The organism is Saccharibacillus sacchari DSM 19268, from assembly GCF_000585395.1.
Lineage (GTDB): Bacteria > Bacillota > Bacilli > Paenibacillales > Paenibacillaceae > Saccharibacillus > Saccharibacillus sacchari.
Genome location: NZ_KK073875.1, coordinates 1,262,748 through 1,280,948, shown reverse-complemented (window position 1 = coordinate 1,280,948; position 18,201 = coordinate 1,262,748). Strand labels below are relative to the sequence as shown.

The window sequence follows — 18,201 nt, the reverse complement described above, 5'->3', positions numbered from 1 at the left end:
AAGCGCGAAGGAGAGAACTCATTGCCTACCTCTACCAACCCGTACACCGAACTCCCCGATTTTATCGAACGTTCCAAGCTTGAAGTCAACGGTCTCGTTCTGCTGCAAAAAGGTCAGACTTTACTGGAGTGGTATCGGGAGCCTTATCGACGCGGCGTGCCGCAATTGCTCTACTCGCTCAGCAAAAGCTTCACTTCAATCGCCGTCGGTATTGCGTGCGACCAAGGACTGTTGAAGTTGGACGATACCGTTATCTCCTTTTTCCCGGATAAGCTTCCCGACGATATGACGCCTTACTTGTCCGATATGCGCGTCCGCCATTTGTTGTCGATGACCGCGGGACACGAAGAGGATATTTATCCGATCGTAGTGTCGCAGCAGGACTGGGCATCGGCTTTTTTGGCGCAGTCCGTGGAAAAGGAGCCGGGTACGCATTACCGCTACAGCACGATGTCCGCGTATATGCTGTCGGCGATCGTCGAACGCGTCTCGGGCATGAATCTGGTCGATTTTCTGATGCCGACGCTGTTCGAACCGCTGGGTATCGCCCGTCCCGTCTGGGAAACTTGTCCGCTCGGCGTGACCGCCGGAGGGATGGGCTTAAGCTTGTCTACGGAGGACGTGGCGAAGTTCGGGCAGATGCTGCTTAACGGCGGAACCTACAACGAACAGCGGGTCGTGTCGGCTGAATACGTCACATTGGCTTCCGCGGAGCAAAGCGACAACCGTCTCGGCGTTTCGCCGCAGCGGATCGATTCCCGGCAGGGATACGGCTTTCAGTTCCATCTTTGCCGCTTTGGCGCATACCGGGGAGACGGATCGTTCGGTCAATTGTGTCTGGTTTCGCCCAAGTATGATCTCGTTGTCGCGGCTAATTGTGCTTTTCCGAGTATGACCAAGCTGCAAACGCTGTTGGATCGGATTTTCGAGTTGTCGGGGGAGATCACGGAACTGCCTTTTCATATGGACCAAACGTATGAGTTGGACGATAATCCTGCGAATCTGCACGCTGTTACGTTCCGCCCCCTGCCCGATGGCTTTGATCTGAGGATGGAGTATGGAGGAACAGAGGCACGCAGCGAAACCCTTCCCTTTGCATATGACCGATCGGTGGAGACGGAAGGCGTGTTCGTAAAAGACTTGATGCTGCACCGCCAACGCGTCGTGACTTCGGTCGAACGAATCGTTGGCGGCACGGCTGTTCTACAACTAACCCTGCGCTATATCGAAACGCCTTATGTGGTGACTTATACCGTGCAGATGGCAGGGGAGGGAATCCGTTTGACCTTTGCGATCAACGTCTCTTTCGGGTTCAAAAGTTATGAGGTATTGGGCACTTGTTACCGAATTTTAACCTCAAAATGACAATGTAGGTGCGTGCTGTCACTTTCCGGCTTCCATAGTTTGCTATACTGGCGGCGAACGAGGAGGTTAAACATCATGAATACACCACATCGCTTTTCGATAAATGCCAGCTGGCTGGCCGCTTTGGTTCTTGCAGGAGGTCTGCTCGCAGGCTGTACGGTTGGAGACGGACTTTCGCAAAAAAGCACCTCGCCGTTACCCGTCCCCCCTTCTTCGGTGGTCTACGAACCCGCAGGAAAAGAAGCACCGTCCACATCAAGCAAGACCGAGGCAGCCAAGCCGGAGCCTTCGCAAGAAATATATTTAGATAACGGCCTTACCGGTTGGAAAATAGAATCGCAAGCGGATGACGCATTGGATGTAGACAATACGATTTACCGAACCGAAGACGCAGGAGCAACATGGGCAAAGATTGGCGATTCGCAAACAGGTTCATTCCCGTCCGGTGCAGTCAGAGCCGTCAGATTCGCAGATACGAACCGAGGCTGGGTGGCGGTCGACGCGCTTGAGTCGGGTGACCCGAATCTTTACGAGACGAACGATGGCGGAGCCAACTGGAACAAGACTGAACTGAAAATTCCTGCCGATTTTCGTGGAGCTTGGTTCGAACCGAAGACTCCGATCCTGTTTGAAGGTACGAAGCTCGGCGTGTTTATTGCACAGACCGGCTATGCCGCTGATGGACATGACGTTAATCCGTTATTATTCTATGTAACCGCCGACGGCGGAGCGACTTGGTCCGATCCGCTGCAAAGCGAGCAGGGCGAACTGAACGGACTGATCTGGAAAACCAAGCGCCTCTCCGACGGAGTAGGTCGCAGTTGGTCGATCACGGTTGAAGGGCGCACGTGGACGTTTGAGCGGAGCGCGACCGTTGAAGGGGGATAGGAGCCGGACAACCGGCTCTGAGGTTGCTCTCGAAAGTTACGTGTGCGGGGGAAGACAGAAGGCTCCGAGAGAAATTCGTTCAAGACGCTGTCTCACTCGGAAAATGGATTGAATGTTAATAAGGAATTTTCCGAGTTCAAAGGCGTCTTTCACTGAATTTCTCTCTACGCCTTCTGTCTTCCAGCTACGTGGACTTTCTCGACACTCTAGGAGCCGGTTATCCGGCTCCTTTTTTGGTTGGTTTTTTGGATATTGACCTGTCCCCGGGGAGTGGGTTTAGGATGAAAGTAGACTCGATATGGGGGTGACGATGTGCAGTTACGCGAAGTTTGCGAGGCTTGCGGGTTGACTCGAAAAGCGGTGGATTATTATGAACGGCAAGGTCTGATTCAGCCGCAATACGCGGAGAACGGGTATCGGAATTTTACGGAATCGGATGTAGCGCGGTTGCGGGAGATTGCGCTGTTTCGGCGGTTGGGACTCGGGAGTGCGGAGATTCGAAAAGTGTTGGCAGCCGAAGGCGAGGAGCGACGGATGGTACTGGAGCAATGTCGAGATCGTGTAGAACTTGCGCTGCGTAGTCTTCAGGTCCAGCGAGACGTGTTCGATGAAATGCTGACGCATGGATACGAGTCTGTTTCGGCGGAGGAGCAGGAGCGAATAAGACAGCGGTTGGATCACGCATTCCCTGTTCGGGAGCGGCTGCGTCAAGCTTTTCCCGGTGCGTTCGGAGCCTATTTGGATGTACATTTCGGTCCTTTTTTGGATATAAAAATGACGACCGTCGAGCAGACGTCTGCTTATTTGCGCATCATCGAATTTCTGGAGCAGGTGGAGGAGAACGGATGGTTTGACGAAGCGGAGGAACATGTTCAGATCGTGTCGGAAGGCTGGAGTGAAGAGGGATGGCGTGAGCAGGACGCAGCGATGAAGCGGACGCTGGACAATCCCCGTCAACAGTTGGAAGAGCAACGTGAAAGCATCGAAGCCTATTTGGTTTATCGACAAAGCCCGGAATATCAAGCAAGTCCGGCGGGGCAGGCGATGCGCGCGATGCGGGAGTTCCAGCGTCGGAGCGGATATGCAGAGGTTTTCATTCCCAATCTGATCGTGCTTAGCCCGGATTATCGGGAGTATCAGAACAAGTTGGTACAGGCGAATAAGGAGCTGTTGGCTGCTTTTCCGGAGAGTTTGCGCGTACTCGGCGACGAATCCTGAACCGGACAAACGAGCGGGCTGTAGCAGTTTTCCGACGTCAAAGGGGTCAATCTCTCTGTAAGTATGTCTTGCGGACTGCTCAATCTTCGATTCTTCACCACGTCGCGGATCGTATTTTTCTCGCTTTCCTGTGATAAAATGCTACCAGATAAAATTCACCACTACTTTGACCTTGTTTCGGATTAATGAATGGTTTCGCCCGTCGAACGTAAACCTTCGATTTATTCAAGACAAGCTAATAGGAGGTACGGAGATGGAACACTTTTTCTTATTTATGTTGATGTCGTTTCTGCTGATCCTGCTGCCGGGACCCGATACCGGGCTGGCTACGCAGAATACGATTTTATACGGTCGAAAAGGGGGGCTTCAGACGGTACTGGGTAGCGCGGGTGGTACGCTTGTGCATACCGTCGCTGCGGTGCTTGGCCTATCCGCCTTAATCGTCAAGTCCGCGCTGCTGTTCTCCATTTTCAAATACGCAGGCGCCTTATACCTGATCTATCTCGGCATCATGTCGCTGCTCGCGCTGCGGAAAGCCAAACAAACCCCGCAAACAGCAAGCCATAACCGCCATCAAGGCCGTTCGCCGCTGCTCCAGGGCATGCTGACCAATGTGCTGAACCCGAAAGTCGCCGTCTTTTTCCTGACGTTCCTGCCCCAATTCCTTGTCGCCGGAGCCAAGCCTCTGCTGCCTTTCCTGCTGATGGGCCTGACCTACACGATCATGACCGTAATCTGGATGGTCTTCTACGTGTGCCTGCTCGACCGCATCGGCGCCTGGCTCAAACGCCCAACCGTACAAAACGTCATGCAAGGCATCACCGGCTTCGTCCTTCTCGGCTTCGGCGTGAAACTAGCGTTAGAACGCCGCCCTTGAATTTTTGATTTTATATTTCTTTTGCCTTTTCTTTTTCCTAACTCCCACCACGAAGCGCAAGGCGGAGGGAGAAATTCAGGTCAAAACGCCTTTGAACTCGGAAAACTTCCATTTAAATTTCATTCCAGTTTTCCGAGTGAGACAGCGTTTGGTGAAGCATTTCGAAGAAATGCACTTCGGAAGCCTATGCTGGCAATTTCTCCCGCAGCCCGCCACGCTTCCCCTCATCCCTTAAGGCATCCAAGACCGGAAGCTTACTTCCTCGATCACCCATTTCCCGTTTTCGTAAACGAGCCTTAACATCCGATCCACGAACAATCCTCCGGCATCATCTTGAAACCCGCCTTGCCGGATCACCGGCTGTCCGTCGTATTCGATCAATTCGGCTTTGCCGGTAAACGGTTCTTTGGAGCCGCCCGTTCCGCCCGAACGAATCACTTTGTTGAGATAACGATCCGTAAAATAAGGCCTGAATTCTCGGCGCACCTGAGTGTATTCGGAAGGATCGGCGATTCGATCGGCGGCTTGAGTCAATGCTTGGATGCGGGAATCGGTAATTTTAGGCGCGTAAATCCGAGGAGCAAAATTGACCCGTACCGTGCGCCCTCCCAAGGTATAAATCGTTTGTTGAGTTTTGGCGTTCCAGGCCAAAGTTCCGCCGAATTGACGGACAAACGGCTTGATTGGCACGTACAAACGATTATCGACGATTCGAGGAGCCGTATCGAGCGATACGCTGCGGTTGCCCATGCGAACCCGGTTGGAATTGACGCTAAACGCAATAAGAGTGCCTCCGTAACGAACTTCCGTCATTCGTTCCGGCGCATTCCATAATACTTTAGCGCCTAAATGCTCGGACACCGTACGAAGCGGAACGAAAGTGCGCCCGTTCAAAGATAAGCCTTCGGTCTCGAACACGGAAGAAGCTCCGGCTCCTGCAGCCGTTATGGCAGAAGGGAGCGTCGCAGCTTTTACGGAAAAGTCCTGGGTAAACGAACCGGGCAAAACAAGACTGGCAATCAGCACAAGGCGAGCTTTGGATATCTTTTTTCTTTTGGCAGCGATCATGTAGGAAGACTCCTTTACGTTCAAATTCGTACCAGGAACATTCTTCCATAAAAGACGCTGCCCAAGCGAAAAAGTTGCGTGTCGGTCACGCCTTTTGCCTCTCCGCTTTTAGTTGTCCAACTGTTTCGTTTCCCCGCCCTGAATCTCAACCGCTTGCCCGTCCGCCGTAATCCATACCGCAATCGCCGACGGATTATGTACGATCGACCCGCTTACCGAAAACTCCAATCGCCGCAGCGCTTCCAAATAATCCGCGATTTCGATATTCGTCGCATACCAGATGTCTTCGCGTCCAGACAGATCGGCGCAGAATTGTTCGATCTCCTGCCAGTTGTCGTCGTTGTCGAACTCGAAGCTATGTCCCCATACGTAAAGCAAAGTCAGATTCGCATAGTGGGCAGGCGGCGACAGCTCTAAGAATTTTTCTCCGTGCTCGCGCATTTGCTTGTGATGGCAGGTCGGGTGCCACGTCAGCGGACGCACCGGCACATTGAACTGTCCGGTCGACTCGACCGTCCGGCAGTAGCGAATTCCCAGCGACCCGACTAACTGAGCGACTTCTTCCGTATACGTGCCGAACGGATACGACATGCCGCGCACCGGATAGCCGACCAATTCCTCCAGCGCGCCGCGATCGTCCATGACTTCCATAATCAATCGCTCACGCGGAATCCGTTCCAGAAACGGATGCGTTACCGTATGAGCCGACACTTCATGACCCGCGTACAGCGAAGCCATCTCTTCATACGTCACATAGCCGGGTTCATCGAATGTACCGGAGTTCAGGTGGAAGGTTGCTTTTAGCTTATGGCGATTGAAAATCTCGACGAGCCGCCGATCCTGCGCGCGCCCGTCGTCATAGCTGAACGTCAAAGCTTTGTGCCGTCCGCCGGGAAAAAGGTTCAAACTGATAGTCATAAAAGCCTCCTTGGTTGAGCAAGCTTTAGGTTGAATCCATATAATCCAAGCTTGCCTTTTGTATGGATGGGTCTCGATTCCACGAATAGAATACGCTTACGGCTTGGAACGGTCAATGATCGAAGAACATGAAAATTCGATATTCTGTGTAAAATTGAGCGCAGAACCTCGTAATCCGCTCTGTAGCGGGTACAATAACGGTAAGAGGAAGAAGGCGAGTCGGCGCTCCGGCCCCTTTTCCGAATCAACCGAAACGGGAGGGATCGTCCATGTGGAGATTGTTTATCAGACCCGAGAAAAAGAAGCCCAAGCGTCATGTGCCAACGAAGGAAGAGACGGAAGAATTGTGGTTCCGCTATTTCTATGAAACCCATCCCCGGCTCGAACTGAAGGAATGGGCACGCCGTTTGCATATCTTTCGTTTTTGCCGCGCCAATGCCGACCAGACGGGGGATCGCGATCGACTGATGGCAGCGCTTCGTATCACCTCGTTGGAGGAATTGGAGCAGACTTGCGCGAAGTTGGACATTACATTAGAACAACTACCGGAGACGGACGAAGCGAGTGCGGCGGCGGACGGATTCCGTATTCCGAGTTATATCAACCTGCGTCAACCCGGACATCTGAAGCTGTTCGGATTGCCCGCGCATGTCTGGGTTCGCCGCGAGCGTCTGGTGATTACGATCTCGGATGCGGATAAGCCGTTCGACGTCACGCCGCGCACGATCAAGGCCGTGGAGAAGATCGAAGTCAAACTCGGGGAATTGGGTCTGGCGAGTCAGATCGTCGATCCTCCTTTGAATGACAAGCACTGCCTGGCTCCGAAGTTTTATCCCGAATATTTTTCTTGATGCGGCTTTGAACCCGTTCCTGGGGGATAGGCGAAAAGGAGGAACGGATGACGAAACATCTGATTAACCTGTCCGATTGGACCGCCGACGAGATCGAAGCGTTGTTCGAGTCGGCGGATCGTTTGCGTTCGCACCCGAAGCGTGAGCGACTGCTGGAAGGGCGAACGTTTTTGCTGTTTTTCCCGGAGTCCAGTTTGCGCACCCGATTGACGTTCGAGCGCGGCATTCGGGAACTGGGCGGGGATTGCGTAATGTTCCCGCCGTCCACTTTGGATAAACGCGAAGAATTGCGGGATGTCGCCGGGTATGCTGCCAACTGGGCGGACGGCTTGATCGTGCGGCATGCGGATGAGCCGCGTCTGCGCGAGCTTGCCGAATCTTCGCCGATCCCGGTTGTCAACGCCATGACCTCTTTAAGCCATCCATGCGAAATTTTGGCCGACCTGTATGCGTTAAAGCAGCGGCGTCCGGATTATCGGAACCTGATTTACGTTTACGTGGGGCCGATGAACAATATTGGACGAAGCTGGGCGGAAGCGGCACAGGCGATGAATTTGGAGTTTCGCCATGTTTGCGCGGAAGGCTATGAGCTTGAACCCGGCGAAGCGTGCCGAAATGAAGTCGCCAGTCTTCGGAATTATGCTTTTTACACGGATATCGAACAGGCGTTAAACGGTAGCGACGTGATTCTGACCGATTCCCTGCCGGATGGTCTGCGTACGCCGGGTTATGTGGGAAAATATCAGGTCACGGCAGAACGCTTGCGGCTTGCGAATCCGGGCGTGCTGCTCAATCCTTGCCCTCCTTTTTACCGAGGAGAAGAAGTATCTGGCGATGCGATCGAGTCTGAGCGGTTCGTTGGGTATGCGTTCAAGCGCTACCTACTGACGGTGCAGCAAGCGATTATTTTGTCCTTGCAGCAAACCGGAGAAAAGGAGAGTGGCGCGGAATGAGCGGATTATGGAAAAGGTCCGACGACCCGCGCGGCGACTTCCAAGTCTCGCCGGAGGAGCGTTGGCTGCGTTATTTGTACGAGCGGCATTCGCCGGAAGAGCTGGTACAATGGGGGAAAAAGCTGCGTTATCTGCGCTATCGCCGGGCAAGCGGCGGACACGCGGGCGACGGAGACCGGCTTGCCGCGGCGATTCGCTTCGAAGGACGCGAGCAGTTGGAGTCGGTCTGCGAAGCGCTCGGAATCGTTTTGCATCCGCTCGCGCCGGGCGAGGAAGATCCGGTGTGGCGTCCCTCCGTCAAAGGTTACCCCGATCTGGGACAACCCGGACATACGGAGATCGGAGGCGTGCCGGCTTTCGTCTGGATTTATCGCGACAATTTGACGATCAGCGTGTCCGATCCGGACGATCCGTACGAGGTTAGCGCGCCTACCGTCGATGCGGCCGCGGAAGGGCTGGAAGACCGTCTGCATCCGCTGCGGGAGCTGTTGATCCAGCCGCCCGACGCAAGCCGGAATTGCGTATGCCCCGAGCATTATCCCGAACTGTTCGAGTCGTAAATCGGCAGAACGCGTGAAAGGCAGGTTTTCGCATCAGCGAGAATCTGTCTTTTTTGCTTTTCGAACTTTTTTCGGGAATCATTGAGAAAAAGGAAAAACGCGAACGAATACATAAACGAGCACGATGATACAGGAACAGGAGAGGAGGTCGGCCAGTGATCGATGATCAAAAAATCAGGCAGGCGCTAATTGCGCGGGAGCCGCAGGCTTTGGAACAGGTCATGGATGCTTATGCAGGACTGCTGTGGTCCGTGGCGCAATCCGTATTACATACCGATTCGGCGCAAGAGATTGAAGAATGCGCGGCGGACGTCTTTTTCGAATTGTGGCAAAAGCCGGAGGCTTACGATCCCGCCAAAGCAAGCCTGAAAACCTATCTGGCGACGGCAATCCGTTACAAAGCGATCGACCGCTGCCGTAAATTGAGCCGCGACTCTACTTTTTCGCTGCGTGAAAATGACATTTACAATGAGAATATTGCAGAGGCTTTGGAACGTGAAGAAGAAGCGAAAGCGTTGAAACAAGCTGTACAGGAACTGCCGGAACCGGAACGGGAAATCGTGAATCGACGTTTTTACCAGGGGCAAAAAGCCGGAGAAATTTCCGACATGATGTCATTGGACGTCAGGCAGGTGCAAAATCGATTGTATAGAGCCAAGCAAAGACTAAGGCATTGGTGGGTCAAGAAACAAAGAGGAGAGGAGTAGGATCTATGAGCGCAAGGAAAGAAGCAGAATTTTCGGCAGAAAACCTGAAACGTATTAAGCAAGATGTTTATCAACGTGCGGGTCTGGTCACTGTAAAATTACCGGTACGATCTAAACGAACAAGACGAAATTTAGGTCGAAAAGCCGGAATTGCCGGGTCAGTCGTGCTCGCACTTGTCGTAGCAGCTGGAGCCGCCAATGCGTCCGGTTGGATCGACCTTAGCCGCGTTCTTGGGTATATCGGTGCAGACCGAGTGGGATTATTAAAATCGATCAATCAAAGTAGTGAGGATCAGGGAATCGTAATGAATGTGCTTGGAGCTGTGCGAGACGGAGAGTCGGCAGAAATTTACGTGAGTTTGCAGGATAAAGCCGGCCATCGTATAGATCCCACATTGGATATCTATGATTTCTTTGTCGAAGGAGCTTCCTCACACAATGCGCAAACTATTCATTATGATTCCCGAACGGGACAGGCAACCGTACGCTTTTTGGTTACGGGAAAGATGCAAAATCGGATGACCTTGCGAATCACCTCTTTTTTGCGGGGAGCCCATAAGGACGAAAATTATGATCCCCGGCTGGATCTAACCCATTTGTTGAAATCGCAATCTTCGCAGTCTTATGAGGTATTGAAAAACTTGGACGGCGTCGTAGGAATGGGAGGACCGAAAATGCCCGAAGCAAAGGATATGGACGAACTGCATGTACTTCCACTGAATAAGGTGTCCGTGCCTTTACCGGGAATGGTTTGGATTAAGATTTCGAATATAGGCTTTGTAGATGGCAAGTTGCATATTCAAGTGAATCGAGAAGGGAAGATGGCACCGTATAATCATGGCTACTTCTATTTTTCTGACAAAGAAACAAGCTCAGAAACGGATTACGACTATTCCATATCGAGAGGACGCTATAATAACGCTGACGGGAGTTGGGCTGGAGATTATGAAGAGTACGTATTCGATATTTCGAGCATGAAACAGTTGGAACAGCTGAAGCTTCAAGGTTATTTCGTCGAATATGAGGATTGGGTTCAAGGGAATTGGGAAGTGACCTTTGATCTGGATCAAATTTCGCAGAAGCTTGAAGGGCGAACAGAGTTCGATTGGGACGGCGTGGAGGTACGCGAAGTCGAAGTATCGCCGCTTGGGGTCACATTGAGCGGAAATCACTTTGACAAAATCGACTGGACAACTTCGGATCGTGTGCAGAAGCTCGATTTGGTGGTCCATTTTAAAGACGGCACTGAAATTTCGGCGACGGCTGGTTTTACGCAACACGATGGTGGCCCAGTCATATGGACGGCGCCCGAAACACTGCCTATAGAAGATGTTATCTCGATCAGCTTAAACAGCCAGAATATCATCGTGCAGTGATGCAAGCGCAAACAGCAGACAAATTCCTTTTCCAACCTCCCTCTACGTGTTAGAATGGGTCAGTTATCTACACACACAGGCAACCAAGCACTAGGGGGAAAAAGAAAGCATGACACTCGCACCACGCATTTACGCCACGATTCAGCATTTGTTTATGAAAGGCATCATCGAGACCGTCGAGCTTCGGGAAAAGCCGGAACAAGACGAAGAAGGCAAGCGCACGTATCTGCTCACGGCGGACGGGAAGCCGAAGTACGCGCTGCGCATGGACACGCCGGAGAACGTCGCGATGACCGAGCAGCTGCACAAAGCTTATCCGGACAGCGCTTTGCTGCCGAAGATTCTGTACGCCGATCCGGTCAAAGGGTATCTGGTTCAGCCTTACGTTGCCGGAACGACGGGACACGACGCGGAAGGCCGCGGTTCGAAAAAAGTCTGGCTGCCGCTGCTCGTGACCGAGCTGCTGAACCGTTACGAAGCGGACGAAGCCGGAGGCAAATGGGGGCGATTGACCGAGCCCTGCTCGTCTTGGAGCGAATTCAACGAGCGCGAGCTGTCGAAGGCGCGCGAGAATTTGAACGGCTTGCAGCCCGCAGAAGATTGCGAACGCGTAGCATTGCTGCTTGAGCCGCTGGCGAATACGGGAAGCAAATTCTTATTGCACGGCAACATGGACGCATCGAGCTTCGTTTTCCAAGACAAAGAACTGGCAGGCGTGTTGGAAGCGAAGCCGACGGCGGGTCCGGTTCTGTACGATCTGGTGCAGGCTTTCTGCTCGACGCCGGATGATTTGTCGCTGGAAGTGCTGTTCGAAGCTTATTCGCTGCTGGACGAGAAAGCCGTGGATCAAGAGCGACTGGTGCAGGAAGCGCTGCTGCGCGTCTACTGCCGGATGGGCCAGTGTGCTGCGGAGAATCGAAGCGAGCTGAACGAATACGTAGCGGCTTGGCAGTTCTGGCGGATGCTACTGCCGGAAGCGTAAATCTTGCACGGCATGCAGGTGAAAAAGAGAAGAAAGCGTTGGCTGCGATGCAGCCGGCGCTTTTTTTGCGTTGACAAACATGGGGACAGCTATTATGATCTATTTTAACAAATAACTAATTAGATAATTGTTAAATTAAATAGGCGGATTTGATCAATCCGCATTACCCAGGAGGTAAGCAAGATGGTAGAAAAATATTCGAATCAAGCGATTTCTCCCAGCCTAATCAGTCTGTCCGAACAGCAGCATAAGTTACGAGATTCCGTTATCCGGAACTTTTTCGATAAAGAAGGCCGACTGAAAAGCATCCCGTCCCAACTGAAAAAGAAGCTGATCGTGCTGGAGCACTTGGTTGACCGTCTGGATAGGGAACGAGAGTACGAGGAGAGCGAGATCAATGCGTATGTCCGCTTGTATCACGAAGACTTTGCCACGATTCGCCGGGAATTCATCGTGCAAGGCTTCATGACCCGAGAAAATGACGTATATAGGCGCAATGCCCGGTCGGCCGCACGCCGCTGGGAGGAGCTTTCTTAGAAAGCTTGCAGGAGGGAAGAATGAACGAACTGATTGGAGTGTTAAAAAAAGAACCGGCTTACCGCAAGCTTGCCGCAGCCAACTTCGTCAGCGGCATCGGCGATTGGTTCAGCAGCGTGGCGATTTTGAGCCTTATGCTTCAATTGACCGGCTCGGGAATGGCGGTCGGCATCACCTTGGCGGCAAGAACGCTGCCTTTTCTCGTGATGGGTCCGGTCGGAGGGATTCTTGCCGATCGACGCAATAAAAAAGCGATCCTGATCGTGTCGGACTTTTCGCGGATCGTGCTGGCTTTGTCCCTGCTATTGGTCGATTCGCCGGATGAGGTATGGATCGCTTATGTCGCGACGGTCGGGTTGGTGGTATTCTCGGCGCTGTCTTTGCCCGCGCGGCAGTCGCTTATTCCGAGGATCGTACGGGGCGAAAATCTTCAGGCGGCCAATGCGTTCGACCAGACGCTCGGCGGTATGAACATGACGCTCGGGGCGATGCTTGGCGGCGTGGCGAGCGCAGCGTTCGGGCCGCAGTGGTCGTTTCTGCTGAACGCGACGACGTTTTTGATTTCCGGGTTGTGGGTCTGGCGCATGCCGTACAAGCCGGTGAACGGAAACGACGGGCAACAGTTCGGAAATAAGCTCGATAGACGGTTCCGCGGAAAGGGGTTTGACTCAAGGAACGCCGAAGATGATCCTTCCGCGTTCTGGCGAACGTTTCGCCGTTCGTCCTTCATGAAGGTCGTTGCTGTCCAGTCTATCGCCTGGCCGATCGGCGGAGGGGCGATCAATGTGCTGATCAGCGTTTACGGGTATCAAGTATTTGGCGCAGGCGATCGCGGAGTCGGCGTTTTGTACGGTTCGCTGGGCATCGGTTTTATTTTGGGCGGTCTGTTGGCGCCGTCGTTCAAACGTTGGCCGGTACAAGCGGTCATTCTCGGTGCTGCCGTGGAAGGATTGGCGCATATCGGGGTCAGCGGTGCGCCGAATCTGTTCTGGGGCGCAGCGTGTATCCTGCTTGCGACGCTGGGCGGAGGTGTCGGCAACACGGCACTGGCGACGCTCATGATGCGAGCCGTGCCGCAGCAGGTGCACGGACGCGCCTTCGCGCTGAACGAGACGTTATCCAATGTCTCCATGGGCGTTTCGATGCTGGCGGCGGGGGTTCTGCTTGACTACCTGCCTGCCAGAGTCATCGGATTGATCGCGGGACTTTTGATCGTCGCATCCTGCATCCCGTCGTTGGTACTGCTTCCGCTTCGAAGGCAATTGAATGCGCAGGCTACAGGTCATCCGGGAATTGAAAGGAGCAAGACAGGATGAGCGTTACGTTTTGGTTGGTTCGCCATGGATTAAAAGAAGCGTTTTGCGGTGACGTTTCGCTGACCTCGACAGGAAGATGCCAAGCCCAAGAAACAGCCACCTTTTTAAAAAGTAAGTCGATTTCCGCAATCGTCACTAGCCCTCTGACACGAGCCCGAGAAACGGCGGAATTTCTGGCTCGCGAAGTTCAGATTGAACCTTTCGAAGATATCCGCTTGCGTGAACGGGCGAATTGGGGGGATGTACCGGGGCAGTCTTTTGAAGACTTTGTTAGAGAGTGGGAACGTTGTACACGTGAGCCGGATCATATGCCGCTGGACGGTAGCGATTCGGCTCGGCAGGCGGCAAAGCGAATGCAGAGAGCGCTTAAGGATTGGGCAGAACGTTATACGACGGGCAGCGAGATTGTATTTTTCACGCACGGCGGATTGATCACTGATTTCCTGGCTTTGACGCTGGATGTTGAGCAGTTGAATGCGGTAAACCCCGATTTTACAGTTGTCCAAAGCCTCTTGATTCCCGAATGCTCCGTCACGGAATTGATCGTCGAAAAGGGCCGGTATCGCTTAGGGATCTTCGCGGATACGCGCCATCTGACCAACTTGCTTCCTTCGTCGGATTCATGCTCTAATTGAAGGGGAACCAAATCCACCCGAGAGGAGTTCGGTTGGCATGCAATTAGAAAAATTGGTCGCGTATCACAAGGCGCTGGCCGATCCCACGCGTATCCGAATGTTGATCCTGCTTCGCGAAGGCGAATTGAACGGGCAGGCGCTGGCTCAGCGGTTAAGCGTCACGCCGGCTACCATTACGCATCACGCAACCAAGCTTAGGGCAGCGAGCCTGATCCGGGAGCGGCGGGATAAAAATACGATTTACTTTTCGCTGGACGATTATTTTATTCGCACCAGCGGTTCGGCCACGGCGGATCTGATCTATCGTCACGGTGCGGAAGGAGTTTCGGCCGAAGTCGATCCTACGATCACCGAGCAGCAGGAGAAGACCCGTGCCTCCGTGCTGAAAAGCTTCATCGCGTCCGACGGACGTCTGAAGAGCATCCCGGCGCAACTCAAGAAAAAGCTGATCGTGCTCGAAGAAATGGTCAAGCGGCTTGAGCCGGGGTGCAAGTACGAGGAGAAAGAGATTAACGAGTTTATCAAGACTTTCCACGAAGACTTTGCTACGTTACGACGGGAGTTCATTATGCACCAGTACATGTTCCGCGAGGACGGGATTTACGAACTGAACCCGCCTGAGCTGTGGCAGCGCTGGGAGACGTTGAAATAAAAAGCTGCCGGGCTTAGGCTGTCCGGCAGCTTTTTTGTATGAAAATTTAAGGTTTATTTGATGATTTTGATAGCGTATATGCTATCATGGGTGTATGAATAAAAAAGTGGAGTTCGATTATATCCGCAACGAAGACGGATCAAGTGAATTTGAAGACTTTCTTGATTCGATACCTGAAAAAGATCAAGCAAAATTGTTGGCTGTCATTAAAAATACAGAGGAACATGGACTTGCTGTAGCGATTAAAATGGAGTGGGTAAAAAAGTTAGAGGGCGACTTGTACGAGTTAAGATCGCAAATCGGAAAGAATATTCAAAGAGCGATTTACTTTCAGAAAGTCGGAACACATTATGTGATTACACACGGATTCACAAAAAAATCGCAGAAAACGCCTCGTTCTGAAATCGAGCATGCCAAAAATTTACGTGCAACGTATAAGGAGGATCAAAATGAGCAGAATCGACAAATTAATTCAACAGAGGAAAAAGGATAGTGCTGTATTCGAGCGTGAGTTCAGAACGGAAGATACTCGTCTCAAAGCGGCCGTAGCTTTAATGAAACTCCGTGAAGAAAAAGGTCTTTCTCAACGGGAGTTGGCAGAGAAGACAGGAAAACCTCAGTCTACGATTGCCAGGATCGAAAATGGAAGCATGAATGTATCCGTGAAATTGTTGGATGAAATCGCGGCAGCCATGGATAAAGAATTGACAATCAGTTTTAAATAAAAAGCTGCCGGGCTTAGGGCGTGTCTTCAAACCTGCCAACGTGCATCTTTTGCCGCCTTTTCGCGCTGCTCCGGATTCGTACCTAAAGCGTGTACGATTCCGGCAACGCCGCGTCACTTTCCCTTGACGTGCCCCGGCACGACTGCGGAAAAGTTCCTTGTTCAGCACGAAAATTCGGCAAAATCTGCTTCCGTCGAGGTTTGAAGACACGCCCCAAGCTGCCCGGCAGCTTTTTTGATCTAAGCTTTATTCAACGCTTATCTTTGGGAACCGAGGTCGCCCACATGATCCACCAGATGAACAGCGGCTGCACGAGCAGGCGGAGCCACAGATAAATCGGCGGCGTATAGTGCTGGCCCGGCATAGGGATGTTCATGATCGCGGAGTAGATGTTGGCCGGGAAGATCGCGATCAGGAAAATCGAGATGATGATGCCCATCTTTTTGCGGATCGGCGGCACGAACAGCAGGATAGCCAAGATCCATTCGGCTACGCCCGAGATCCAGATGATCCATTTTCGCAGCGGAACGAAGTCGGGCAGCATGGCGGCGAAGCCGATCGTTTCCTGAAAATGATAGATGCCTGCCGCCACGAATAACAGCGCGAACAAAATACGTCCGATCGTGCGCGGGACGGTGGTCGGGGGATTGCGGTCGTTCATCATGCTCAGCTCCTCGTAGATGGGGTTGCCTGGTTGCGGCTTCGATTGATGGATTGGAAAATGCTGCAAGCTATCGTTTATTACCCTTGTATCGACGGCCATACGCCAAGCATGACAAAAAAGCGTAACGGTTTCGAACGGCGGATGCCGCCGGAAACGTTACGCTTTTCTTTTTCATAATCGAATGGCCGGGTTTAAGAAGCCGTTCCTGTTACGTTCGAGCCGTTTTTGTTGATCGTGTACGTCACTTTTTCGCCGCTCCAGAAGTGGAAGGTCAGTTTGACCGTGCCGTTATTCGTTTCGTTGAAGAAAGCCGGTTGCAGCTTGATCGCATTGCCGGTCGGGCTGAAAGCCGTCTCGAATTCTTTGAACGACGTCCAGTTTTGCGGGCCGGCGTTGCCGCCGCTTGCGTACACGGCTTCCATCGTAGCAAGCTGATCGCCGTTGAACGCCGTCGGAATCGAGAACGATGAAGTCGTGCCGCTTGCGTTCGACAGTTTCGGCGTTTGGTACAGCACGACGTTGAACTTCCAATCCGCGCCGCCGTTGAATTTGGCCGTGATTACAGCACTTTTGCCCAGGTTGCCGGAGGAGGTGAGTTGGCTCAGACGGGAAGCTTTGAACGTCAGATTGCTTCCGCTCAGCGTATAGTCCGTGCCGGATTGCAGCGTCGTGCCGTTGACCGTCAGCGAAGAGAGCGTGCGTCCGTTCAGGTTGAGCGTTACATTTTTGTCTTGCGCGGCAGCTCCTTTTTTAACGTAGATCAGATCGCTGGAAGCCGTGGCGGAGCGTCCGCTCCAGCTTGTCTTGATCATATTGAACAGATCGGCATCGGACCAGGTGTGCTGGGTACGGCTAAAGTGTTGACCGTTGTCCCACAGCATAGTCGCAATTTGTTTTTGTTTCAGGTACTGACCGAAGAATTCGAAGAATTTGAGTTTTTCGCCTTGTTCGATGACTCCGGTGTTTTTGTCGAAGCCCAGCAAGCCATATTCACCAACAATGACCGGGATTCCTTTAGCTACGAAGGTGTTGTAGACGTTATCGAAGGTTGTTGTGATGTCGTTCTGTACTTCTTGATTGAAGGTCGTATAACCGGCGATGTTTACGCTGAACGGCCAGAAGCCGTAGTAATGGACGGTCGCGATAATGTTTTTGTCGTTCCATTTGGAGATTTCGTTGTATGTTGCCGTCATGCGCTCCTGCGAAGGCGAAGCTTCCAGCGTCGAGATGACGAGCGGACGGGTCGTATTGCCGCTGCCGGAAGAACGTACGATATTGCGGAACGAATTGTTCAGCTCATTGAGCAGTGCTTGCTGCTTGCCTTCGTCTGTCGTGCCGCCGTCCGTGAAGCGAGGTTCGTTCACGCTTTCGAACATCAGTTTGTTCGGACTATTTTTGAAGGCATTTGCAATTTGTGTCCAAGCCGCATTGTAACGTGCCAGCGTTTGGTCATGGTTGTTTTCCATTTTGCTCAGCCAGACCCAAGAGTCGTGGTGCACGTTGATCATGACGTAGAGATTGGCGTCGAGCGCCCATTGCGTGACTTCTTTGACCCGGTTCATGTAAGCCGCGTCGATCGTATAGTTCGGCGCGCCACCGATATGAGCATCCCAGGTTACCGGAATCCGGATGCTTTTGTAGCCTTGCGCCGCAATTTTCTGAATCAGTTCTTTGGTCACGCGAGGATTGCCCCAAGCCGTTTCGTCGGCGCCTACCGCGTCGAGCGAGTTACCCAGGTTCCAACCGGGCTGCATGGCTTCGACGTACGATTGCATAGCGCTTTGCGGGGCTGAGGCTGATGCCGTGGAAGATATCGGAAGCAGGGAGAAGAGCAGAACCGCAGCGAGAGCCAGTGCAGCGATCGGTTTAACGGATCTTTTTTTCATGATCGATCTCCTTTGTAATTAGG

The 18,201-nt window shown here is 52.6% G+C and carries 20 protein-coding genes; 16 read left to right on the top strand and 4 right to left on the bottom strand.

What is annotated here, in order from left to right; genetic code table 11:
* Positions 1–21: 21 nt before the first annotated feature.
* From SACSAC_RS05635 to SACSAC_RS05620, 4 genes are all read left to right on the top strand, one after another.
* Positions 22–1,365, top strand: a complete 1,344-nt coding sequence (locus tag SACSAC_RS05635; RefSeq protein ID WP_051506896.1) for a serine hydrolase domain-containing protein — start codon at positions 22–24, stop codon at positions 1,363–1,365.
* Positions 1,366–1,440: 75 nt separating this feature from the next.
* On the top strand, positions 1,441–2,253 hold the full coding sequence (locus SACSAC_RS05630) for a WD40/YVTN/BNR-like repeat-containing protein (RefSeq protein WP_037284350.1): 813 nt from the start codon (positions 1,441–1,443) through the stop codon (positions 2,251–2,253).
* A 312-nt stretch (positions 2,254–2,565) separates the two neighbouring features.
* Entirely contained in the window at positions 2,566–3,471 is a 906-nt protein-coding gene (locus SACSAC_RS05625) for a MerR family transcriptional regulator (protein ID WP_037284346.1), read from the top strand.
* Between the two features lie 253 nt (positions 3,472–3,724).
* Positions 3,725–4,348 (top strand): LysE family translocator, encoded by a 624-nt coding sequence (locus SACSAC_RS05620; protein ID WP_037284344.1) that lies wholly within the window; start codon positions 3,725–3,727, stop codon positions 4,346–4,348.
* A 231-nt stretch (positions 4,349–4,579) separates the two neighbouring features.
* Here the strand turns inward: SACSAC_RS05620 and SACSAC_RS05615 are convergent, their stop codons facing one another.
* Together SACSAC_RS05615 and SACSAC_RS05610 are read right to left on the bottom strand one after the other, a co-directional pair.
* Positions 4,580–5,416 (bottom strand): copper amine oxidase N-terminal domain-containing protein, encoded by an 837-nt coding sequence (locus SACSAC_RS05615; RefSeq protein WP_037284342.1) that lies wholly within the window; start codon positions 5,414–5,416, stop codon positions 4,580–4,582.
* Positions 5,417–5,524: 108 nt separating this feature from the next.
* Positions 5,525–6,334, bottom strand: coding sequence for a polysaccharide deacetylase family protein (locus SACSAC_RS05610; protein WP_037284338.1), 810 nt, complete (start codon positions 6,332–6,334; stop codon positions 5,525–5,527).
* Positions 6,335–6,603: 269 nt separating this feature from the next.
* Here SACSAC_RS05610 and SACSAC_RS05605 point away from each other — a divergent pair, with 269 nt between their 5' ends.
* The 12 genes from SACSAC_RS05605 to SACSAC_RS05550 all read left to right on the top strand — a co-directional run bounded on the left by SACSAC_RS05605 (position 6,604) and on the right by SACSAC_RS05550 (position 15,628).
* Positions 6,604–7,185 carry a hypothetical protein gene (locus SACSAC_RS05605; protein ID WP_037284335.1) on the top strand — a complete coding sequence of 194 codons (582 nt, stop codon included), beginning with the start codon at positions 6,604–6,606 and terminating at the stop codon, positions 7,183–7,185.
* Positions 7,186–7,232: 47 nt separating this feature from the next.
* Entirely contained in the window at positions 7,233–8,138 is a 906-nt protein-coding gene (locus SACSAC_RS05600; protein ID WP_037284332.1) for an ornithine carbamoyltransferase, read from the top strand.
* A complete protein-coding gene (locus tag SACSAC_RS05595) occupies positions 8,135–8,698 on the top strand; it encodes a hypothetical protein (RefSeq protein WP_037284329.1) in 564 nt (187 codons plus the stop codon). Before SACSAC_RS05600 ends, SACSAC_RS05595 begins: the two co-directional genes overlap by 4 nt.
* 155 nt (positions 8,699–8,853) lie before the next feature.
* Positions 8,854–9,405 carry an RNA polymerase sigma factor gene (locus SACSAC_RS05590; protein WP_037284326.1) on the top strand — a complete coding sequence of 184 codons (552 nt, stop codon included), beginning with the start codon at positions 8,854–8,856 and terminating at the stop codon, positions 9,403–9,405.
* 5 nt (positions 9,406–9,410) lie between these two features.
* Complete coding sequence (locus tag SACSAC_RS05585) at positions 9,411–10,781, top strand: hypothetical protein (protein ID WP_037284323.1); 1,371 nt, start codon at positions 9,411–9,413, stop codon at positions 10,779–10,781.
* A gap of 109 nt (positions 10,782–10,890) precedes the next feature.
* Complete coding sequence (locus tag SACSAC_RS05580) at positions 10,891–11,763, top strand: hypothetical protein (protein ID WP_051506895.1); 873 nt, start codon at positions 10,891–10,893, stop codon at positions 11,761–11,763.
* A gap of 231 nt (positions 11,764–11,994) precedes the next feature.
* Positions 11,995–12,300: a DUF2087 domain-containing protein gene (locus SACSAC_RS05575; RefSeq protein ID WP_037292135.1), complete on the top strand. Its 306-nt coding sequence runs from the start codon at positions 11,995–11,997 to the stop codon at positions 12,298–12,300.
* Positions 12,301–12,320: 20 nt separating this feature from the next.
* On the top strand, positions 12,321–13,616 hold the full coding sequence (locus SACSAC_RS05570) for an MFS transporter (RefSeq protein WP_037284320.1): 1,296 nt from the start codon (positions 12,321–12,323) through the stop codon (positions 13,614–13,616).
* Positions 13,613–14,251 carry a histidine phosphatase family protein gene (locus SACSAC_RS05565; RefSeq protein WP_037284317.1) on the top strand — a complete coding sequence of 213 codons (639 nt, stop codon included), beginning with the start codon at positions 13,613–13,615 and terminating at the stop codon, positions 14,249–14,251. The genes SACSAC_RS05570 and SACSAC_RS05565 overlap by 4 nt, the downstream gene beginning before the upstream one ends.
* Before the next feature lie 37 nt (positions 14,252–14,288).
* A complete protein-coding gene (locus SACSAC_RS05560) occupies positions 14,289–14,903 on the top strand; it encodes a DUF2087 domain-containing protein (protein ID WP_037284314.1) in 615 nt (204 codons plus the stop codon).
* A gap of 94 nt (positions 14,904–14,997) precedes the next feature.
* Positions 14,998–15,396, top strand: a complete 399-nt coding sequence (locus SACSAC_RS05555) for a type II toxin-antitoxin system RelE/ParE family toxin (protein WP_037284312.1) — start codon at positions 14,998–15,000, stop codon at positions 15,394–15,396.
* Positions 15,353–15,628: a helix-turn-helix domain-containing protein gene (locus SACSAC_RS05550; protein WP_037284309.1), complete on the top strand. Its 276-nt coding sequence runs from the start codon at positions 15,353–15,355 to the stop codon at positions 15,626–15,628. Before SACSAC_RS05555 ends, SACSAC_RS05550 begins: the two co-directional genes overlap by 44 nt.
* 250 nt (positions 15,629–15,878) lie before the next feature.
* On the opposite strand, the gene SACSAC_RS05545 is transcribed toward SACSAC_RS05550, so the two are convergent.
* Together SACSAC_RS05545 and SACSAC_RS05540 are read right to left on the bottom strand one after the other, a co-directional pair.
* Positions 15,879–16,292, bottom strand: coding sequence for a DoxX family protein (locus SACSAC_RS05545; RefSeq protein WP_245608584.1), 414 nt, complete (start codon positions 16,290–16,292; stop codon positions 15,879–15,881).
* A gap of 191 nt (positions 16,293–16,483) precedes the next feature.
* Entirely contained in the window at positions 16,484–18,178 is a 1,695-nt protein-coding gene (locus SACSAC_RS05540) for a cellulase family glycosylhydrolase (protein ID WP_037284307.1), read from the bottom strand.
* Positions 18,179–18,201 lie beyond the last annotated feature (23 nt).

Bases quoted from the DNA above. Each gene is read 5' to 3' on its own strand.
- SACSAC_RS05630 (WP_037284350.1), top strand. From the start codon at position 1,441: ATGAATACACCACATCGCTTTTCGATAAATGCCAGCTGGCTGGCCGCT.
- SACSAC_RS05620 (WP_037284344.1), top strand. From the start codon at position 3,725: ATGGAACACTTTTTCTTATTTATGTTGATGTCGTTTCTGCTGATCCTG.
- SACSAC_RS05615 (WP_037284342.1), bottom strand. From the start codon at position 5,416: ATGATCGCTGCCAAAAGAAAAAAGATATCCAAAGCTCGCCTTGTGCTG.
- SACSAC_RS05610 (WP_037284338.1), bottom strand. From the start codon at position 6,334: ATGACTATCAGTTTGAACCTTTTTCCCGGCGGACGGCACAAAGCTTTG.
- SACSAC_RS05605 (WP_037284335.1), top strand. From the start codon at position 6,604: ATGTGGAGATTGTTTATCAGACCCGAGAAAAAGAAGCCCAAGCGTCAT.
- SACSAC_RS05600 (WP_037284332.1), top strand. From the start codon at position 7,233: ATGACGAAACATCTGATTAACCTGTCCGATTGGACCGCCGACGAGATC.
- SACSAC_RS05595 (WP_037284329.1), top strand. From the start codon at position 8,135: ATGAGCGGATTATGGAAAAGGTCCGACGACCCGCGCGGCGACTTCCAA.
- SACSAC_RS05585 (WP_037284323.1), top strand. From the start codon at position 9,411: ATGAGCGCAAGGAAAGAAGCAGAATTTTCGGCAGAAAACCTGAAACGT.
- SACSAC_RS05580 (WP_051506895.1), top strand. From the start codon at position 10,891: ATGACACTCGCACCACGCATTTACGCCACGATTCAGCATTTGTTTATG.
- SACSAC_RS05570 (WP_037284320.1), top strand. From the start codon at position 12,321: ATGAACGAACTGATTGGAGTGTTAAAAAAAGAACCGGCTTACCGCAAG.
- SACSAC_RS05565 (WP_037284317.1), top strand. From the start codon at position 13,613: ATGAGCGTTACGTTTTGGTTGGTTCGCCATGGATTAAAAGAAGCGTTT.
- SACSAC_RS05560 (WP_037284314.1), top strand. From the start codon at position 14,289: ATGCAATTAGAAAAATTGGTCGCGTATCACAAGGCGCTGGCCGATCCC.
- SACSAC_RS05555 (WP_037284312.1), top strand. From the start codon at position 14,998: ATGAATAAAAAAGTGGAGTTCGATTATATCCGCAACGAAGACGGATCA.
- SACSAC_RS05550 (WP_037284309.1), top strand. From the start codon at position 15,353: ATGAGCAGAATCGACAAATTAATTCAACAGAGGAAAAAGGATAGTGCT.
- SACSAC_RS05545 (WP_245608584.1), bottom strand. From the start codon at position 16,292: ATGATGAACGACCGCAATCCCCCGACCACCGTCCCGCGCACGATCGGA.
- SACSAC_RS05540 (WP_037284307.1), bottom strand. From the start codon at position 18,178: ATGAAAAAAAGATCCGTTAAACCGATCGCTGCACTGGCTCTCGCTGCG.